15 protein-coding genes and 1 pseudogene are annotated in these 15,284 nt (G+C 73.2%); 4 read left to right on the top strand and 12 right to left on the bottom strand.

The window, feature by feature from the left end; genetic code table 11:
- Nucleotides 1–70: 70 nt before the first annotated feature.
- The 5 genes from MKK70_RS07230 to MKK70_RS07210 all read right to left on the bottom strand — a co-directional run bounded on the left by MKK70_RS07230 (nt 71) and on the right by MKK70_RS07210 (nt 3,812).
- Nucleotides 71–991 (bottom strand): PhnA-like protein, encoded by a 921-nt coding sequence (locus MKK70_RS07230; RefSeq protein ID WP_243946589.1) that lies wholly within the window; start codon nt 989–991, stop codon nt 71–73.
- 105 nt (nt 992–1,096) lie between these two features.
- Nucleotides 1,097–1,600, bottom strand: a complete 504-nt coding sequence (locus tag MKK70_RS07225) for a CsbD family protein (RefSeq protein ID WP_243946587.1) — start codon at nt 1,598–1,600, stop codon at nt 1,097–1,099.
- 54 nt (nt 1,601–1,654) lie between these two features.
- Nucleotides 1,655–1,816 (bottom strand): CsbD family protein, encoded by a 162-nt coding sequence (locus MKK70_RS07220; RefSeq protein WP_147843255.1) that lies wholly within the window; start codon nt 1,814–1,816, stop codon nt 1,655–1,657.
- Nucleotides 1,817–1,910: 94 nt separating this feature from the next.
- Nucleotides 1,911–3,371: a helix-turn-helix transcriptional regulator gene (locus MKK70_RS07215; RefSeq protein WP_243946585.1), complete on the bottom strand. Its 1,461-nt coding sequence runs from the start codon at nt 3,369–3,371 to the stop codon at nt 1,911–1,913.
- 141 nt (nt 3,372–3,512) lie between these two features.
- Complete coding sequence (locus tag MKK70_RS07210) at nt 3,513–3,812, bottom strand: LysM peptidoglycan-binding domain-containing protein (RefSeq protein WP_405043211.1); 300 nt, start codon at nt 3,810–3,812, stop codon at nt 3,513–3,515.
- Nucleotides 3,813–4,169: 357 nt separating this feature from the next.
- On the opposite strand from MKK70_RS07210, the gene MKK70_RS07205 reads away from it, so the two are divergent.
- Together MKK70_RS07205 and MKK70_RS07200 are read left to right on the top strand one after the other, a co-directional pair.
- Nucleotides 4,170–4,841 (top strand): sigma-70 family RNA polymerase sigma factor, encoded by a 672-nt coding sequence (locus MKK70_RS07205; protein WP_243946583.1) that lies wholly within the window; start codon nt 4,170–4,172, stop codon nt 4,839–4,841.
- Between the two features lie 371 nt (nt 4,842–5,212).
- Nucleotides 5,213–6,630 (top strand): annotated as a pseudogene (locus MKK70_RS07200) (TAXI family TRAP transporter solute-binding subunit).
- 66 nt (nt 6,631–6,696) lie between these two features.
- Here MKK70_RS07200 and MKK70_RS07195 read toward each other — a convergent pair.
- The 3 genes from MKK70_RS07195 to MKK70_RS07185 all read right to left on the bottom strand — a co-directional run bounded on the left by MKK70_RS07195 (nt 6,697) and on the right by MKK70_RS07185 (nt 8,847).
- Entirely contained in the window at nt 6,697–7,071 is a 375-nt protein-coding gene (locus tag MKK70_RS07195) for a hypothetical protein (RefSeq protein ID WP_147843253.1), read from the bottom strand.
- 153 nt (nt 7,072–7,224) lie between these two features.
- Nucleotides 7,225–7,851: an alpha/beta hydrolase gene (locus tag MKK70_RS07190; RefSeq protein ID WP_243946581.1), complete on the bottom strand. Its 627-nt coding sequence runs from the start codon at nt 7,849–7,851 to the stop codon at nt 7,225–7,227.
- 66 nt (nt 7,852–7,917) lie between these two features.
- On the bottom strand, nt 7,918–8,847 hold the full coding sequence (locus MKK70_RS07185; protein ID WP_243946579.1) for a ring-cleaving dioxygenase: 930 nt from the start codon (nt 8,845–8,847) through the stop codon (nt 7,918–7,920).
- Nucleotides 8,848–9,100: 253 nt separating this feature from the next.
- Between MKK70_RS07185 and MKK70_RS07180 the strand changes: the two genes are divergently transcribed.
- Complete coding sequence (locus MKK70_RS07180) at nt 9,101–10,363, top strand: hemolysin family protein (RefSeq protein WP_279593214.1); 1,263 nt, start codon at nt 9,101–9,103, stop codon at nt 10,361–10,363.
- A gap of 49 nt (nt 10,364–10,412) precedes the next feature.
- Nucleotides 10,413–11,825: a chromate efflux transporter gene (chrA, locus tag MKK70_RS07175; RefSeq protein WP_405043208.1), complete on the top strand. Its 1,413-nt coding sequence runs from the start codon at nt 10,413–10,415 to the stop codon at nt 11,823–11,825.
- Between the two features lie 73 nt (nt 11,826–11,898).
- On the opposite strand, the gene MKK70_RS07170 is transcribed toward chrA, so the two are convergent.
- The 4 genes from MKK70_RS07170 to MKK70_RS07155 form a co-directional block, all read right to left on the bottom strand.
- Nucleotides 11,899–12,237, bottom strand: coding sequence for a GCG_CRPN prefix-to-repeats domain-containing protein (locus MKK70_RS07170; RefSeq protein ID WP_243946577.1), 339 nt, complete (start codon nt 12,235–12,237; stop codon nt 11,899–11,901).
- Between the two features lie 66 nt (nt 12,238–12,303).
- Nucleotides 12,304–12,582: a GCG_CRPN prefix-to-repeats domain-containing protein gene (locus tag MKK70_RS07165; protein ID WP_243932851.1), complete on the bottom strand. Its 279-nt coding sequence runs from the start codon at nt 12,580–12,582 to the stop codon at nt 12,304–12,306.
- Between the two features lie 79 nt (nt 12,583–12,661).
- Complete coding sequence (locus MKK70_RS07160; RefSeq protein ID WP_243946575.1) at nt 12,662–13,879, bottom strand: DUF1501 domain-containing protein; 1,218 nt, start codon at nt 13,877–13,879, stop codon at nt 12,662–12,664.
- Nucleotides 13,880–13,883: 4 nt separating this feature from the next.
- Nucleotides 13,884–15,272 carry a DUF1800 family protein gene (locus tag MKK70_RS07155; protein ID WP_243946573.1) on the bottom strand — a complete coding sequence of 463 codons (1,389 nt, stop codon included), beginning with the start codon at nt 15,270–15,272 and terminating at the stop codon, nt 13,884–13,886.
- Nucleotides 15,273–15,284 lie beyond the last annotated feature (12 nt).

Below are 15,284 nucleotides of genomic sequence, written 5' to 3'. Positions count from 1 at the left end.
GTCGCATGGACCGGCCGGTCGTTCGCCGAGCGTCGGGCTGAGCCGAGCTCGAGTTCAGCCGGGACTCGGCTCAGGCGCGGCGGGCGTCGTAGCCGGCGACCAGGGTCGGCGGCTTCGGGGCACCGAGGCGGCCGCCGAGGAAGCCCGCGAGCGCGCCGAGGATCAGCGCGAGGGCGCCGTAGAACGCGCCCTGCGTGGCCGCACTGCGGGTGGCCTCGGCTGCGGCGGACGCCTTCTGCTTGGCGTCGGCGAGCGCGGCGTCGTACTGCTTCTCGTAGTTCTGAATCTGCGTCTTGGCCTGGTCGACCGGGATGCCCTGGGCCTTGGCCAGCGCGTCGGCGGCGCGGTTCTCGGCCTGGGCCTTCTGGGCCGGGTCGCCGGACAGCAGGGCACGGACCGCCGAGGCGGCGGCATCGCGCAGGGCCTGCGGGTCCTGGCCGGCCGCCTGCTGGCGCACCGACTTCTCGATCCCGTCGAGCGGGTTCGAGATCTGCGCCAGCGACGGGGCCGCCGCCTGCGCCGCGGTCTTCACGGTGCCGCCGACGAGCGAGCCGGCGCCACCGAGCGTGCTGGTCACGCCCGAGAAGGCGCCGCCGATGAGGCCGCCTGCGGCCGAGGTGAGCAGGTACAGCACGACGAGGGTCGTCACCGCCCAGGCGACGAGGCCGTGCAGGCCGGCAGCCCCCGTGACGGGCTTGCCCGAGAGGCGCCCGGCGATGAGCCCGCCGGCGAGCGAGGCGACGATGCCGGAGCCGACGAACCAGAGGCCGGCGCCGAGCGACAGGGTCGAGGCGGTCGGGTTGTCGACCGCCGGGCCGCCGACGCTGGACAGGCCGACGCCGACGCCGAGCATGTTGAGGATGACCTGGGTCACCAGCGCCGTCGCGGCGCCGGCGAAGATCGCGCCCCACGACACCTGGTTCAGCAGGACGGTTCGGACGTCGGCCGAGGCCGCGGCGGGAGGGGTCGCGAGGAGGGGGGAAGTGGACACGTACGGGTACTCCGGGTCGTCGGTCGTCCGAGAAGCTCGGTCGTTCGAGGGGTCGGTGGGTGGAGGCGGGATGAGCGGCCGCGCGAGCACGCGCGGCCGGGCCGATCAATCGCGGCCGTGGATCAGCAGGCCGAGGCCGTAGCCGAGGAGGCCGGCCACGAGCAGCGCGGCCATCGGGTGCTCGGCGATCCGGCCGGCGGCCTCGCGCCCGCCCTGGCGCAGGGACCGGGCGCCGGTCTCGTAGGCGTCCTCGGCCCGGTCGTAGGCGTTGCCGCCGGCGCTGCGGACGTAGCGCTCGCCGCGCTCGTAGCCGTCCTCGGAGGCGCCCTGCGCCCGGCGCGCGCGGTCCTCGACGTCGTCGGAGCCGACGAGGCTTCCGACCGCATCGCGCACCCGGCCGCCGATGTCGCGGGCGGCGTCGGCGACGTGCTCGGCGGCGTCGCGCACGGTGTCCTTGGCCTGGCCGTAGAGGTTCTCGGCGAAGCCCTGCGCCTCGCGGGCGCGGCCCTCGACCGAGTCCCGCTTCGAGCCGGTGAGGTCGCCGACGGCGCCCTGCACCTTGCCGCCGAATTCCTTGGCGGCACCCGTGACCCGATCCGTATCAACCATGATGTTTGTATCCTGAGTTAAAAACGTTGCAGGAGGTGCGCAGTGTCGTCGATGCTACGTCTTGGGCCCGACGTTCGGTTTCACCGCATCACTCGGTAATTTCTGCTGAGCCTTGCCTTCGGTCTCGGCCTTTTCGTCGCCGATCAACTTGCCGATGGCTTCCTTGACCGAGCCCTTTATCTTTTCCGAAGCCTCGGATGACTTTTGTGCGCTCATCGGTGTCTCCGCAGCGACCGAGACGAAGTTCGTTGCCTGAGATGGTCCGCCGATCCGGCGGGACAATGATGCAGACGTACCAGTCGGGTAGTCTTTATTTCTCGGTCGGCGACAGCGGGAACCCGTTGTCCCGCCCCCAGACGATGGCCTCCGTGCGCTTGTGGACGTTGAGCTTCCGGTAGAGCGACGCGGAATGGTTGCGCACCGTGTTCTTGGAGAGGTTGAGGCGCTTGGCGATCGCCTCGTCGCCCTGGCCCTGGCAGATCAGGTCGAGGATCTGGCGTTCCCGGACGGTGATGTTCGGGGCGATGCCGTCCTTGTGGCCGGTCCCCGGTCGCCGGAGGTTGGCGAGCTTCTCGATCAGGCCGCGGCTGAACCAGGAGGTGTCGGCCATCACCGCCTCGACCGCCTCGAACATGTCCCGCTCGCTGCGCTTGCGGTCGGTTATGTCCTGCAGGACGAGCAGGGCGAAGACGGCGTCCCCGATCTCGACGCGCTCGGCCGAGGCGAGGCAATCGAGGTTCGTCCCGTCCTCGTGGCGCAGGCAGACCTCCAGACCGAGCACGAAGCCGGTGCGCAACAGGGCGGTCTCGAACTTGGACCGCGCCGCATCGTGGACCCACAGGCCGAACTCGGCGGGCGAGCGTCCCAGGACGGCGTCGGCGGCGTAGCCGAAGACGCGCGCGAAGGCGTCGTTCACGCCGGTGATCCCGAAGCCGTCGGCGCGCGCGAGCAGGGTCGGCACCGGCGTCAGCCGGAACGCCTTGGCGAAGCGCTCCTCGCTCTGGCGCAGCGCCGTCTCGGCCTTCTTGCGCAGCTCGAGGTCGGCGAAGGTGAACAGCATGCACGGCTCGTCGCCCAGCTCCATCGGCTGGCCGGCGACGATCACGAACCGTGTGCCGCCGTCCGGCAGGTCGAGGCACGCCTCCATCTGCGGGATCGTGGCGCCGGCGTTGAGCCGGTTGACCGCCAGGTCGCGGTTGCGGGCGTTGGCCAGCACGTCGACCTCGTAGACGCTGCGACCGATCACGGCATCGCGGGTGTAGCCGGTCATCTCGAGGAAGCCGGTGTTGACCTTGACGTGACGCAGGTCGGACAGGCGGCAGATCACCGCCGGGGCCGGGTTGGCGTTGAAGGTGGTCTCGAAGCGGTCCTCGGCCTCGAACTGCTCGGAAACGTCCTTGAGGATCAGCGCGAGGCAGCTCGGCGTGCCCGCGTGGTCGGTCGCCACGAGGCTGCGCAGGGAATGGACGAAGTCGACACCGGGCCGGTCGGTGCGCTTCACGTCGACGATGACGTCGTGGAAGCGCTCTCCGGAAACGACCCGCTCCATCGGATACTGGTTCGGGGTGTGGTTGTTGCGGTAGCGCAGGGCGAAGCGCTCGCGGTAGATCTCCACCGTCTCGCCGAGCTCGCCGAGGGATTCGGCGCCGTGCATGGCAAGCGCTGCCGCGTTGGCGTAGGCGATGGTCTGGTCGGGCTCGACCAGGATCACCCCTTCGCTGAGGCCGGCGACGATCTGCCGGAGCTCGTGCCTGTCGACGCCCGCAACCACCCTGCCCACCTTCTCGACCGCAAGAAAACCGAAGCGCGAAACAGCGACGTCCGCCCGCGGTTCCAGGATTTGTTTTCGGCCGAACTGGTACAGTCGGACGCCTGTGCTGGGGGCGCGCCGCCAGCCGCCCCGCCTCATCCTTCAAGGCGTCGCCTGGACGACCGCCTCGACCGGTCGGCCGCGCCTCTCGTCCTTCTCGGCCATCGTCGCGTCTTCGCCCGGCCGCACGAAGATCTGCCCGGGATCGATCAGGCCGGGATCGCGGATCTGGCTCCGGTTGGCGTCGTCGATCACCGCGTACCGGTCGCCCGCGCCGTAGGTGCGCCGGCCGATCTTCCACAGGCCGTCGCCGCGACCTGATCGAGCCGGACCGTGCAGGCCCCCGGCTCGACGCCGCGCCCGCGGCCCGATCCCGACAAGCAGGCCGATGAGCGAAAGCAAGGCCGCGTCCCTGCACCGCGGTCCTCGACGCCGGCCGGCAACGTCAGAACGCGACGAACAGGAGCGGCATGCAAACCGATCGGCAGGCCGCACCATGCCCCGTGGGCGCCATCGTCGGCGCACGGCTGTTCCGGCGAACGCGCGCGCCAGGGGCATCGGCGTCGGCGTCGGCCGCGGTCCGAGCGATGCCCGGGACGACGTCGCGATGCCGGGGTTCCGCGGCCGGGCTCGGCGTGAACTGGTATAGCTGGATCATTGACGTGAACGTGATCGATCATCCAGAACCCGGGGCACGAGCCGGACCGTAGAGGGGCAGGCAAAGCGACTTCCTCTACGAACAAAGGACGCCCCCTCCTCATGCACATCAGTACTGCGTCCGAAGAACTCTCGCCGAACGAGGGGTTGCCCCGTCATGTCCAGGACATGATCGGCCGGCGACTGGACGAGCTCTTCCCAGCGGTCGCCGACGCCGACCCCGAGACGAGGCTCGGCCAAGTCCTGCTTCGGCTCAGGGCCGCCCTGCTGGACGCCCAGGCGGAACGGCAGGTCTCGAAAGTGTTCAGCGACAGCCTGATCGCGGCGGTGCCGCGCCTGCGCCGCTTCGCGATGATGCGCACCCGGAGCGCGGCCGAGGCCGACGACCTGGTCCAGGCGACGCTGCTGAAGGCGTGGGAGCACCGCTCCCGCTTCCAGGCCGGCACGAACCTCGTCGCCTGGCTGTTCACGATCCTGCGCAATGCGCACATCAACCAGGGCAAGCGCTACCGGCGCGAGGTCCGCGACGTCGACGGTGCCTTCGCCGCGGCGCTGACGTCGCCGGCCGAGCAGGAGCATCGGATCGGGCTGATCGAGCTGCAGACCGCCCTGGCCGAGCTCCCCGTCGACCAGCGCGAGACCCTGCTCCTCGTGGTGCTGGAGGGCCTGCCCTACGAGGAAGCGGCCCTCGTCCTCGGGTGCCAGCCGGGCACGGTGAAGAGCCGGGTCAGCCGGGCGCGCGAGCGCCTTTCGCAGATCCTGGGCTTCGCGTGAGGGATGCGGCGGCCGAGGGAGCGCGCGAGCCGACGGCCCCGTTCGATCCGACAGCCGCCTCCACGCAGGACCGGGCGGGCGTCGACGGCGACCTCGCGCAAAGTGCGCCCGCGTTGCGAGATGCCTTCTGAAAGCGGTCGCCCTCGTCTACGGCGGCGCCGCGTTCGGGTTCGGCACGGCGTGCGATCCGTCAGGCCCCCCGGCAAGCAGGCATCGTGACCGTCGGAAGCTCGCGGATCCGCCTCGAGCCCTGACGCCGCTTCACGTTTTCTCGATTTGACCACATCGTCCGTTCCGCGGCGGAGCTGATGCCGCCCCCGGTCGTTCAGGCGATCGGGGCATTCTCCGTTTCCCGTGGATCGATCGCGACGATGCCGAAGGCTCCGCCATGGCTGCTCACGCGCGGCACGCTCGCCGTGGCGGCCATCGCCGTCCTCCTCGCGGCCGCCGCGCTCGCGATCTACCTCGCCCAGGCGACGACGCTGGTCATCGCGGTCGCCCCGCGGGACGGCACCGAGCCCGGACTGATCAAGGCCTATGCCGACGCCCTCGACGCCGGCGGCGAGAACGTCCGCCTCAAGATCCTCCCGTTCGACGACGTCCGCGAGAGCGCTGCGGCGCTCCAGGACGGGCGGGCCGACCTTGCCGTGGTCCGGCCCGACGTCGACCTGCCGACCAACGGCCTGACCCTGCAATCCTGCGGGACCAGGCCATGATCATCGTCTCGCCGGAGGCGGCCGGGATCGACGACTTCCCCAAGCTCGGCGGCAGGCGCCTCGGCATCGCCGCGCACAAGGACGCCGACTTCTCCCTGCTGAAGAGCCTCCTCGGCTATTACGGCCTCACCCTGGAGACCGAGGTCGCCGGGGCGAAGGTCCCGGCCCATTCCGTCCTGCTCGTCCCGGTCGAGGCGACCGAGGTCGGCACGGCCCTCCAGGCCAGGAAGGTCGACGCGATCGTCAGCATCATCGCCCCGTCGGCGCCCAAAGCCTTGGCCCTCGTCGAGGCGGTGAAGGCCGTCAGCAAGGGCGGCAAGGTCAACTTCGTCGGCGTGCCCGACGACGCCGCCCTCATCGAGCGCTTCCCGCGCCTGCAGGCCGTCACGGTCCCCGGGGGATTGTTCGGCGGCAAGCCCAAGCTGCCGGGCGACGACGTCAAGACGGTCGGCGCCTCGTACCGGCTGATGGCCCGAGCCTCCCTGAGCCGGGTGGTCGCGGCCGACGTGACCCAGCACCTATTCGAACTGCGCACCGCCGCGGCCAAGACCAGCGACGCGGCCGAGTACGTGCTGGCGCCGGCCTACGACACGACGGTCGCGGCCACGAGCGCGCGAATCCCGATCCATCCCGGCGCGATCGACTATTACGAGCGCGAGCAGCACAGCTTCGTCGACCGCTACGGCGACACCCTCTACCTGCTGGCGGCCCTGGCCGGCGGCCTGTTCTCGGCCGTGGCCTGGCTCCGCCAGCGGTTGGCCGGCCTGCGTCGCGAACGGATCGACGAGGTGACGGATCGGCTGCTGGCGATCATCGACGAGGCCCCGACCCTGCGCGACCCGGCCGCCATCGAGGCCCTGAACAGGGAGATCGACCGGCTCGCGACGGACGTGGTCTGCTACGCCCGCGAGCGCGCGCCGGAGATGCGGACCATGGCCGCCGTCGGCATCGCCATCGAGACCGCCAAGGCGACCGTGGCCGATGCCCGCAACGCGGTGTCCGGAGGCGACGCCCCCGGCAGCAAGCCGCCCTTCAGGCCGAGGCTTCACCTGGCGGGCGGCGGCGAGGGCTGACGGCGCTTCGCGCCTGCCGAGGATGTGCGAAAGGATGTCGGCGAGACCCCGGCTTCGGCGGCGACGTCACGTCCTCGCGGTCACCGGCTGGCCGGCCGAGCCGAAGCCGCGCTTCGCGCCGGCGCGGTTGACGACGCCGAACCGCAGCACCGCCTGCTCCAGGTAGTCGATCGCCGCCACCAGGTGATCGCGGGCCGCCTCGATCGCCTCGGCCCCGTCCTCCGGCCGGGTGTCGGCGAGCTTCACCGCGGCGATCAGCACGCGGTCGCGCTCGTCCTCGATCCGCCGGTCGCGCTCGACCGAGCCGCGGATCTCGGCATCGAAGGCATCGACCACCGACCACGGGAGGGCGTCCGCGCCGGCAGGGCCGACGAACTTCTCGGCGTGGCGCCGGGCGGCGGCGGTGGCCCGTCGCAGGCTGGAGGCGAGCTCGGCGTCCATGGGGTTGTTCCGATCCTTGTACGCTGCACCGACGGTTTCAGCGCGCGCGCGTTCCCTCCCTACACTCCGACGCGCTGTCATGCAGGCGCCGACCCAAGGCGGAGCCTGACGACGGGATGGCCCTGGGCGGGCGCAACGCGCCCGGCCCGAGCGTCAGGGCAGGGGCGCCTCGCGCGTCATCCAGGCCTCGATCCGGGTGACGTCGGCCTGCGACAGGCCGTGGCCGCCCGGGAGGACCGCGTGCTCGACGCGGGCGCCGGCCGCGGCGAGCAGCGCGGCCAGCCCTGCCGCGTTGTCGCCTGGGACGATCGGGTCGGCCGCGCCCGAGAGCATCAGCACCGGCCGGCCCGAGAGGTCCGCCGGCGCGGGGTCGGACAGCGGCATCATCGCCCGGAGCAGCACGGCGCCCGCCAGCGCCTCGGGGTGCAGCAGCAGCATCGCGGCGGCGATGTTGGCGCCGTTCGAGAAGCCGAGCGCCCACGGCGCCGGAAGCCCGTAGCGCGCCCGCGCCGCGGCGACGAACCCGGCGAGGTCGGCCGCCCGGCGCCGCACGTCCGCAGCATCGAACACGCCCTCGGACAGCCGGCGGAAGAAGCGCGGCATGCCGTTCTCGAGGACCGGCCCGCGCGGCGACAGCAGGGCCGCGCCGGGAGCGACCATGCGACCGAGGGGCAGCAGGTCGGTCTCGTCGCCGCCGGTGCCGTGCAGGAGGAGGAGGGGCGGGACGGGGGCGCGGCCCGGCTCGAAGCGGTGGACGAAGCCGAGATCGGGGTTGGGCATGTTCGGGCTCCCAAAGCGTGGGGCAGGACGATCCCGCCCCGCATTCGCGCGGGGCGGGACGACGGATCAGGCGAGGTCGGGCAGCGCGGCCGCGATCCGCGCCCGGTGCGGCTCGAGGCCGGCGGGCAGCTTCAAGGCGCTGCCCAGGGTGGCGAGCGGCTCGTCGACGGTGAAGCCCGGCACGTCGGTCGCGATCTCGAACAGCACGCCGCCGGGCTCGCGGAAATACACCGAGCGGAAGTACTGGCGGTCGCGCTGCTCGGTCACGGCGAGGCGGTGGTGGGTCGAGAGCCGCTCGACCATCGCCGCCTGGGCCGCGTCGTCGGCCGCTCGGAAGGCGATGTGGTGCACCGATCCGGCCCCCGGCCGCCCGCTCGAACGGTCGGCCGCCGTGGCGAGCGTCACGAACCCGCCGGCCGCCGCGCTGCCGGCGAAGCGGATCGATGCGCCGTCGCGTGCGGCCTCGCGGAACCCGAGGCCGTCGGTGAGGATCGCGGCGGTCGGGCCGGTCTCGGCCAGGAGCAGCGTGACGCCGTGAAGGCCGCGCAACGCGTGCTCGGCCGGCACGTCGCCGCCGTCCCGGGTCGGCGCCGGGCCGGCCTCCTCGACGCCCACCAGGGCCAGCCGCATCCCGTCGGGATCGCGGAAGCGCAGGATCGGCTCGCCGAACGCGCTCGACGGCGCCTGGTGGTCGACATTCATCGCGACGAAGCGGTGGATCCACCAGCCGATCGAGGCCCGCGGCACCCGGAAGGCGGTCTCCTGCGTCTCGCCGACCCCGACCCGGCCGGCGGCCGCATGCGCGATCGGGAAGAAGGTCAGCAGCGTGCCGGGCTGCCCGGCCTCGTCGCCGTAATAGAGATGGTAGGTGCCCGGGTCGTCGAAGTTGACGGTCGTCTTGACGAGCCGCAACCCGAGCACGCGGGTGTAGAAGTCGCGGTTGCGTGCCGCCGGGCCGGAAAAGGCGGTGACGTGGTGGAGGCCGATCTCGGACATGAGGCTTCTCCTGCCTGGCGCCCCTGGGCGCTGGTGATGGACCTCACTTGAGGATTGCCCCGACCGATTGAAATCGAAACGATGGAAACGCATCGTTTCTGATGTCACATCGAACGGTCCGCCCGCCTTCGGCGACCTTCGGCGTGGCCGGGCGACGCTCCGGCTGCTATGGCGGGGCGTTCGACACGCGGGGAGACGGCGGATTTCCGACGATGCATGGGCGACCGCGCTGGGGCTGCTCGCGGTCCTCGTCCTGGTGCTGGCCAACGGGTTCTTCGTGGCGGCGGAGTTCGCCCTGGTCTCGGTACGCCGGAGCCGCGTCGCCGAGCTCGTCTCCGAGCGGCGCGCGAACGCGACGGCGCTGCAGCGGGCGACCGACCGCCTCGATGCGCATCTCGCCGCGACGCAGCTCGGCATCACCCTGTCGTCGCTGGCGCTCGGCTGGGTCGGCGAGCCGGCGCTCGCCCACCTGATCGCGCCGGCGGTCGACGGGCTGCCGCTGTCGCTCGGGCCGGTGGCCGCCCACTCCATCGCGGTGGCGATCGCCTTCGCCCTGATCACGTCGCTGCACATCGTGCTCGGCGAGCTCGCGCCCAAGAGCCTCGCCCTCCAGCGCAGCGAGCGCACCGCGCTCGCGGTGGTCCGCCCCCTGGCCCTGTTCCTGTTCGTGTTCCGGCCGGCGATCCTGTTCCTCAACGGGCTCGGCAACGGCGTGCTGCGGCTGTTCGGACTCCAGCCGGGCCACGGCGAGGGCTCGCTGCACTCGACCGCCGAGCTCAACCTGCTGATCCAGGCGAGCCAGGAGGCCGGCCTGATCCGCGAGGTCCAGCAGGAGGCGGTGGAGCGGATCTTCGCCATCGGCGAGCGCCGGGTCAGCGACATCATGACCCCGCGCCACGAGGTCGAGTGGGTCGACGCCGACGCGGAGCAGGAGGCGATCCTCAAGGCCATGCGCGCCTGCGGGCACGCCCAGGTGGTGGTCAGCCGGGGCCAGGTCGACGAGCTCGTCGGCGTGGTCCGCAAGCAGGACCTGCTCGATCAGGTGCTCGACGGGCGGGCGATCGACATCGCCTCCGCGACGCAGGCGCCGATCGTCGTCCACGAGAGCATGACGATCCTGGCGGTGCTGGAGACCTTCCAGAGCCAGCCGATGCGCATGGCCGTGGTCGTGGACGAGTACGGCACCCTGGAGGGCATCGTCACCCAGACGGACCTGCTCGAGGCGATCGCCGGCGACATCCCGGAGCCCGGCGAGGAGCCCGACGTGGTCGAGCGGGCCGACGGCTCGCTCCTGATCGACGGGATGATCCCGGCCCGCCAGGCGTTCGAGCGGCTCGGGCTCGCCGAGCCGCCGGATTCCGACGACTTCACGACGCTGGCCGGCTACGTGATCTACCAGCTCGGCCGCATCCCTGCGGCGGGCGACGCCTTCGAGGCCGGCGGCTGGCGCTTCGAGGTCATCGACATGGACGGGCGCCGGATCGACAAGGTGCTGGCCTCCCGCGCCACCGCGTAGCACACCGGACGCCCCGGCCGAGGCGGCGGGGTGGGAGGCGAACCCCGACATGGCCGACGGCCCCGAGATCCCGATGCCCGGCCGCGCCGCGCCGCCCCGCACGGCCCCGCCGGCGGTCGGCCTCGCCGAGGCCGTCCCCGTCTGGGGCCGCATCGCCGCGCTCTCCTTCGGCGGCCCGGCCGGGCAGATCGCGGTGATGCACCGCATCCTGGTCGAGGAGCGGCGCTGGATCTCCGAGGACCGCTTCCTGCACGCGCTGAACTTCTGCACGCTGCTTCCGGGGCCGGAGGCGCAGCAGCTCGCGACCTATATCGGCTGGCTGATGCACGGCACGCGCGGCGGGCTGGTCGCGGGCGGCCTGTTCGTGCTGCCGGGCCTCGTCGCGATCATGGCGCTGAGCTGGGTCTACGCGCTGTCGGGCAACGTCGGCGTCGTCGCCGGCCTGTTCTTCGGGTTGAAGGCGGCGGTGCTGGCCATCGTCGCCGAGGCGGTGCTCCGCATCGGCCGGCGCGCCCTGAGGAGCGCACCGATGGTCGCGCTGGCGGCGGCCTCGTTCGTCGCGCTGTTCCTGTTCGACCTGCCGTTCCCGCTGATCGTCCTGGCCGCGGGCCTCGCCGGCTATCTCGGGGGCCGGGCCGGCCTGCCGCAGTTCCGGGTCGGCGGCGGCCACGGAGCGGCCGGCAGGACGGATGCCGGACCGTACCTCATCGGCGACGCGGCGCTGCCGCAGGAGCGGGACGCCCCCGCGCGCACGCTCCTGACGGCGGTTGTCTGGGCCGCGCTCTGGCTGGCGCCGGTCGCGGCAATCGTCGCCGTCCTCGGGCCCGGCAACGTGTTCGGGCAGATCGCCCTGTTCTTCTCGAAGATGGCGATGGTGACCTTCGGCGGCGCCTACGCGGTGCTGGCCTACGTCGCCCAGCAGGCGGTCGGGCAGTTCGGCTGGCTCCGGCCGGGCGAGATGCTCGACGGGCTCGGCATGGCCGAGACGACGCCGGGGCCGCTGATCATGGTCACGCAGTTCGTCGGCTTCCTCGCCGCGTTCCGCAATCCGGGCAGCCTGCCGCCGCTGCTCGCCGGCACGCTCGGGGGCCTGCTCACCACCTGGGTCACCTTCGCGCCGTGCTTCCTCTGGATCTTCGTCGGCGCGCCCTACGTCGAGCGCCTGCGCGGCGACCGGGCGCTGGCCGGCGCGCTCTCGGCGATCACGGCGGCGGTGGTCGGGGTGATCCTGAACCTCGCGGTCTGGTTCGCGCTGCACACGCTGTTCGCCCGCCTCGAACCCGTCGCCCTCGGGCCGATCCGCCTCGAGCTTCCGGTGCTCGCGAGCCTGAATCCGTGGGCGCTCGTCCTCGCCGTCGCGGCGCTCGTCGCCGTGTTCCGGCTCAAGGCCGGCGTGATCCCGACGCTGGCGGCCTGCGCGGCGGCCGGCATCCTCCTGCACCTCGCCGGCCTGGTCGGATAGGCTGCGCGCGCGTCGTCGGGAACCGCGCCGCTGCGAAGGCGGCGACGCGGCTCAGGTTCACGTGCGCCGGCGATCACCAGCGATGATGCCAGCCGCCGTGGTGGCCGCCCCATCCGCGATGGCCGCCCCATCCGCGGTGCCAGCTGCCCCAGCCGACGTGACGGTGGCCGCCCCAGCGATGCCAGCGCGGGCCGTAGGCGAAGCGCCGGTAGCCGTAGAAGGCGGGGCGATGCACGAAGCGACGGTAGACGAACGGCCGGTAGCCGAAGTTCGGGCGGCAATAGCCGTAGAACCCGCGGTGGAATCCGGGGCCGCAGCCGTCGCGGGCCTCGGCGGCGCCGGCGCTCGCGCCGACGAGGCCGAGGGCGACGATTCCCGCCGCGACCGGGGTGGTGATGAACGATGCCTTCATGGAATCCTCCTGTGACGGGTGAGGGCCGGCGGCACGCCGCCGGCATCGGTCGTTCGTGACGGGTCGTCAGAAGCGGTTCGGCCGGCAGCGTCGGCCGGCCGGGCCGATGTGGAAGCCCGGCGGGCACGAGCGGCCGCGGACGTAGCCGCCGGCCTGCCCGCCGGGTCGGCAGCCGCCGTAGGGTCCGCGATGGCCGAACGGGCCGCAGCCGCCGTAGACCTGGACGATGGTCGCGTCCGGGCCGGCGAGCCCGGCGAGGGGAAGCGCCGAGGCCGGGGCGGCCGCGGCCAGGGTGCCGGCCAAGCTGCCGGCGAGGATGCAGGCGCCGAGACGTCGTCTCACCATTCGAGTCTCCTGGACATGGAAGGCGCGGCCCGTCCGGCCGCACCGGGATCTTCCGGGTTCGAACCCCGGAAACGGGGGATCAGGCGAGGAGGTCGCGCATCGGCGCGACGCCTCCGCTGCCCGGGAAGACGGTGTCGGCCAGCGCCCGGTCGGGGAGGCCGAGATGGTCGCGCAGGACGCCCTTCAGCACGGCGCGCAGGTCCGTGGTCGGGCGCAGGTCGCGGCCCTCGAGCAGGGCCGCGGGTGCGAGGCCCGGCCAGTCGGCGACGACCCGCCCGCCGGCCACCGCGCCGCCGGCGAGGAAGGCGGCCGCCGCGGTGCCGTGGTCGGTCCCGTCGGTGCCGTTGGCGTGCGCGGTGCGGCCGAACTCGGTGGCGACCGCGACCACGGTGTCGCCCCAGGCGGGGCCGAGCTCCGCCTTCAGCGCCGCCAGCGCGTCGTCGAGCGCCTTGAGGAGGTGGGCGAGGCGGCCCGAGGCCGGCCCCTCCGCGGCATGGGTGTCCCAGCCGTCGAGCGCCAGGGTCGCGATCCGCGGCCCGTCGGGGCGGGCGAGCATCCGCCCCGCCGCCGCGGCCAGGGTGGCGTAGATGCGGCCGGGACCGCCGACCGCTTGCCCCCCCTCCGGCAGCATCGCGTCGAGACGGTTGCTTTCGGCCAGCGCCGCCAGCAGGGCCGGATCGCGCTCGCCGTAGAGACGCTCCAGCCGCATCACCGTGTCGTCGAGCGGCGCGCGCAGGTTGCCGGGCGACCAGCTCATCACCGGGGCGGGCCCGCGCATCACCAGGGGCACCGTCGCGCCGCAGGCGAAGAGGTCGCGCCCGCGGGCCGGGCCGGCGGACGGCAGCAGGGCGGCCGCGCGATTGAGCCAGCCGGTCCCGCTGCCGTTCGGGCTCGGGGTGCCGTTCTCCAGGACGTCCTGCCCGTCGAAATGCGAACGCTCGCGATAGGGCGTCGCCACCGCGTGCAGCATCAAGGCCTCGCGGGCATCGAACAGCCCCTTGAGGAACGGCAGGTTCGGGTTGAGGCCGAACAGGCCGCCGAGCGGCAGCGCCGCGCCGGCGCCCGACGCCGGCAGCGCCAGCGGGCCGCGCAAGGCGGCATAGGCCGGATCGCCGATCGCCGGGAGGAAGGCGAGACCGTCGAGCGCGCCGCGCAGGATCACGAAGACGAAGCGCGGGTCGCGGGTCGCGGCCGAAGCGATCCGCGGCATCAGGCCGGCGGCCGCGAGCGTCGAGCCGGCGGCGAGCAGGCCGCGACGGGTCGGCAGGCTGCCGCAGGTCGGTGGGTTGAGCCGCATCGCGCTATCTCCGCTGGAATTCCGGGCTCATCAGGAGTAGGGCGAGGCCCTGCGCCCCGGTCTCGGCCCGGGCGATCTCGCGCCGGGTCGGCGCGGAGAGCAGCGGACCGAACGCGTCCTCGGCGAGCGCGACCGGGTTGCCGGCGGGCGGCGCCCGCTCGCAGGCCTCCGCGGCCCAATCGATCCGGGCCTTGAAGGCGTGCGGCGCGAGCCATTCGGCGGCGGCGTCCGGCCAGCCGCGGGGGCTCGGCGGAGCGAAGGTGCGCTGCCCGAAGGCGGCGAGCGCCCGCGGCACGCGGCCGTCGCGTCGGTCGGCACTGGGGACGAGCCGGAGCGCGCTCAGCACGAACTCGTAGGGCGTCTTGAACTTGCGCGGCGCCGGCTCCCACGCCTCCGGCGTCGCGACCAGCGCGGCGGCCATCGCGGCGAGATCGCCGTCGCCGTCGCGATAGGCGGCGGCGAGCCGCGCCACCGCGCTCTCGGGCGGATCGTCGGCGATGAAGTGGGTCGCGAGCTTGCGGGCGAGATGGCGGGCCGTCGCCGGATGGCGCGCGAGCGCGTCCAGCACCGCGTCGCCCTGCTCCAGGCCGCCCGGTTCGTAGGTCCGGCCGAGGATCGTCGCCGGGCCGGGCTCGTGCCGGCTCGCGGCGAACAGGAAGCGCCCGGCATCCGGCCGGTCGGCCCGCGGCGGCACCCAGCCCCGGCCGGTGAGAACCCCGGCCAGCGCCGTGACGTCGGCCTGGCCGTAGCCGCCGTCGACGCCGAGCGTGTGCAGCTCCAGCGTCTCGCGGGCGAGGTTCTCGTTGAGGCCGAGGCCGCGCCGTGCCCCGGCCGGCGAGCCGGGGCCGACGGAGCGCTGATTGTCGAGGTAGACCAGCATCGCCGGGTGGCGCTGCACCGCCCGGAGCATGTCGGCGAAGCGCCCGAGCACGTGCGGGCGGATCGCCTCGCGCTCGAAAGCGCCGGCCAGCACGCGGACCGGCCCCTTGTCGCTCGAGACCGCGAAGTGGTTGGCGAAGAAAAGCGCCAGCCGCTCGACGAAGCCGGCCTCCGTCGCCGCGCCGTGCGCGAGCCGGGCCTCGACCTCGGCGCGCTCGATGGTTCGCCGGACCTGCCCGGGGTCGGCGGACGGCGGAGGCGCGGGCTGGGGGGGCGCAGCCGGCATCGAAGCGGGTTCGGCCGCCGCCCGGTCCCGCTTGGCGTTCCGGGCCTGCGCGAGGCTGCGAGCCGCCGCATCGGACGGCAGGAGCGCGGGATCGTCGATCAGGGCCGCCGCGGGCTGGGACAGCTGCGCGGCGAGCCATCCGCGGGGATCGCCGGCGATGCGGGCGGTCTCGCCCGGCCGTGCGCCGATCCCGAACCTGTTGAGTGCAAGGACCGCATCCGTGGTCATCGCTTCGATCCC

This window comes from Methylobacterium sp. E-041, assembly GCF_022829665.1.
In the GTDB taxonomy this organism is placed as follows: Bacteria; Pseudomonadota; Alphaproteobacteria; order Rhizobiales; family Beijerinckiaceae; genus Methylobacterium.
Note: the sequence above shows the minus strand (reverse complement) of the source record. Positions and strands in the feature narration are given on the sequence as shown.

Bases quoted from the DNA above. Each gene is read 5' to 3' on its own strand.
- MKK70_RS07155 (WP_243946573.1), bottom strand. From the start codon at position 15,272: ATGACCACGGATGCGGTCCTTGCACTCAACAGGTTCGGGATCGGCGCA.
- MKK70_RS07190 (WP_243946581.1), bottom strand. From the start codon at position 7,851: ATGCCCAACCCCGATCTCGGCTTCGTCCACCGCTTCGAGCCGGGCCGC.
- MKK70_RS07225 (WP_243946587.1), bottom strand. From the start codon at position 1,600: ATGGTTGATACGGATCGGGTCACGGGTGCCGCCAAGGAATTCGGCGGC.
- MKK70_RS07220 (WP_147843255.1), bottom strand. From the start codon at position 1,816: ATGAGCGCACAAAAGTCATCCGAGGCTTCGGAAAAGATAAAGGGCTCG.
- MKK70_RS07165 (WP_243932851.1), bottom strand. From the start codon at position 12,582: ATGGTGAGACGACGTCTCGGCGCCTGCATCCTCGCCGGCAGCTTGGCC.
- MKK70_RS07160 (WP_243946575.1), bottom strand. From the start codon at position 13,879: ATGCGGCTCAACCCACCGACCTGCGGCAGCCTGCCGACCCGTCGCGGC.
- MKK70_RS07205 (WP_243946583.1), top strand. From the start codon at position 4,170: ATGCACATCAGTACTGCGTCCGAAGAACTCTCGCCGAACGAGGGGTTG.
- chrA (WP_405043208.1), top strand. From the start codon at position 10,413: ATGGCCGACGGCCCCGAGATCCCGATGCCCGGCCGCGCCGCGCCGCCC.
- MKK70_RS07170 (WP_243946577.1), bottom strand. From the start codon at position 12,237: ATGAAGGCATCGTTCATCACCACCCCGGTCGCGGCGGGAATCGTCGCC.
- MKK70_RS07185 (WP_243946579.1), bottom strand. From the start codon at position 8,847: ATGTCCGAGATCGGCCTCCACCACGTCACCGCCTTTTCCGGCCCGGCG.
- MKK70_RS07195 (WP_147843253.1), bottom strand. From the start codon at position 7,071: ATGGACGCCGAGCTCGCCTCCAGCCTGCGACGGGCCACCGCCGCCGCC.